The sequence below is a fragment of the Methylophaga muralis genome (assembly GCF_001720165.1).
Lineage (GTDB): Bacteria > Pseudomonadota > Gammaproteobacteria > Nitrosococcales > Methylophagaceae > Methylophaga > Methylophaga muralis.
This window is the reverse complement of record NZ_MCRI01000081.1, coordinates 1-2,304: the sequence shown is the minus strand read 5'-3', so window position 1 is coordinate 2,304 and position 2,304 is coordinate 1. Positions and strand designations below refer to the sequence as shown.

Sequence of the window (2,304 nt, the reverse complement as noted above, 5' to 3'; positions counted from 1 at the left end):
ATGTTTCAATTTAGTTACATTATGTGTTTTTAAGTACACCCTGTGAATACAGTCAAGGTGAATACAATAAACGTATTCAAATAAGTTGTTTTTGGTTTATGAATACGATATCTTGCGCACTTCTTAGATTTAAATGAATACAGGGGTGTTACACGGTGAAGCGTGTCGGTTATATTAGGGTATCAACTTTAGACCAGAACTCAGAGCGTCAGCTTGACGGGGTTGAACTGGATGAAGTTTTTGAAGATAAGTGTTCAGGTAAAGATACCAACAGGCCAAACCTTAAAGCATTACTCAATTTTGTCAGGAAAGGCGATGAAGTACACACGCATGATATATCCCGTATGGCGCGTAACCTTGAAGACCTGATCAACTTGGTGAAGTTACTTAACAGCAAAGGTGTCAGTATTAAGTTTCACAAAGAAAACATGACTTTCACAGGGGAGGAGAACCCTATTCAGGAGCTTATGCTGGGAGTGCTTGGGGCCGTATACCAGTTCGAGCGTTCCATGTTGTTAGAACGTCAGAGAGAAGGTATAAATAAAGCTAAACAAGCTGGAAAATACAAAGGGCGGCCTCAACAGATTAACCGTGAAAAGGTATTGGAGGTGTTGGCTAGTGGTATATCAATTAGAAAGACAGCGGCTCATTTAGGGATTTCAGTATCTACTGTTCAACGTATTAAAGTTTCATAACAAACACGATACCCCTCATTCCAAAATATTTTAATTTGAATATTTAGAGTAGACTTCGAATTATATTAATTTAAAAACCCAATCACTAAACACCAACTAAGAAAATGAAAAAACATAAAAATGGCTAGCTCAGAACAAATAAAAGCTCTTTTGAAATCGCACATTACAGGTGATGAAGAGAGATTTTTGTCTATTGCTTTGCAAGTAGCAGCGCATGAAGCAAAAATTGGTCATGGAAAATTAGCTTTAGAGCTTCGTGACATTGTTGAAAAAGCAAAAAAATCTAGAACTTCAACACCTATATCCATTGCGAAGGGCATTAAAGATTCTACAGGGCTACTTTATGCTACGAGTCCTAAAGTTAAACTTGTTGATCTTGTCACTTCTACAGATGTTAAAGATAAACTCATTAGAATTGTTCGTGAGCAACGGCATTTAGCAAAACTTAAAAACCATGGATTAAGTGCAAGAAGAAAAATACTATTAGCTGGACCGCCAGGTACAGGTAAAACATATACAGCGTCAATCTTAGCTGGAGAATTAGGATACCCATTATTCCAAGTCAGATTAGATGCCGTCATCACAAAGTTTATGGGTGAGTCAGCTGCAAAATTGAGACAAATTTTCGATGCTATCCAAAATGTTAGGGGGGTTTACTTCTTTGATGAGTTTGATGCGCTTGGTTCCCAAAGACAATCTGTAAATGATGTTGGGGAGGCTAGAAGAATATTAAACAGCTTTTTACAAATGTTGGAAGAGGATGTCTCGAACAGCTTGATTGTTTGCGCAACCAATCATGTGGAAATACTAGACCACGCTTTGTTTAGACGTTTTGATGATGTAATCAAATATCATTTACCAACCAAGTCAGAAATTGTGTCACTTTTCAAATCAAGGTTATCACAGTATGTTAAAGGACAATTTCCATGGGCAAAACTAGCTGATTTCGCTCATGGACTTAGTAATGCTGAGGTAACTTTAGCTGCACAAGATGCAATAAAAGATTACTTGATTGATGATAAAGAGAAAATCACCCTTGAAATGTTATGTCTTGCTGTTGATGACCGAAGAAGAATGTCTCATAAACTGCATGTTTAAGGATTCATAGTGGCAGAGAACAAGGATGTAAAACAACATTTTCACTTTAGAGCAGTAGCCACCTCTGAATCTTACACTTCTCCATCGACTGGGGGTGGGAAAAAACCACTTATTCCCAAACAAGATCGCCAAAAACATGGCGCTAATCTGATGCAAAATCTCTCGCAAGTACGAAGTGACTTCGAAAATAAAATTTTATCTCAAGAGCTTGAGCACCTAACCTCTCCCATTGGTATCCAAGTAGAGTTTAAAAGTTTTCCTGATATAGATCTGGCAGTTGAAAGCTTAGCTGACGCAAGACATGGTATTGAGTTACTTAACGTAGTCCAAAGAGCGGATAAAACATACGCAACTATTTTCGTACCTGAAGGTAAGTTAGATACTTTTGAACTGAAAATTGAAGATTATCTTCAAGAAAAAAAGTCTCGTGTTGGACATCCTCTAGATAATAGAAAACTAATAGATACAATTCAGGATTTTAGAACAGCGGTTCTTGATTCACTTTGGACCG

At 37.4% G+C, this 2,304-nt stretch carries 3 protein-coding genes; all 3 read left to right on the top strand.

The window, feature by feature from the left end; genetic code table 11:
• Window positions 1-155: 155 nt before the first annotated feature.
• On the top strand, window positions 156-695 hold the full coding sequence (locus tag A9E74_RS13625) for a recombinase family protein (RefSeq protein ID WP_069297138.1): 540 nt from the start codon (window positions 156-158) through the stop codon (window positions 693-695).
• Between the two features lie 120 nt (window positions 696-815).
• Window positions 816-1,793, top strand: a complete 978-nt coding sequence (locus tag A9E74_RS13620) for an AAA family ATPase (RefSeq protein ID WP_069297137.1) — start codon at window positions 816-818, stop codon at window positions 1,791-1,793.
• A 9-nt stretch (window positions 1,794-1,802) separates the two neighbouring features.
• The coding region (locus A9E74_RS13615; RefSeq protein ID WP_425412326.1) for a hypothetical protein at window positions 1,803-2,304 on the top strand (502 nt) is incomplete at its 3' end.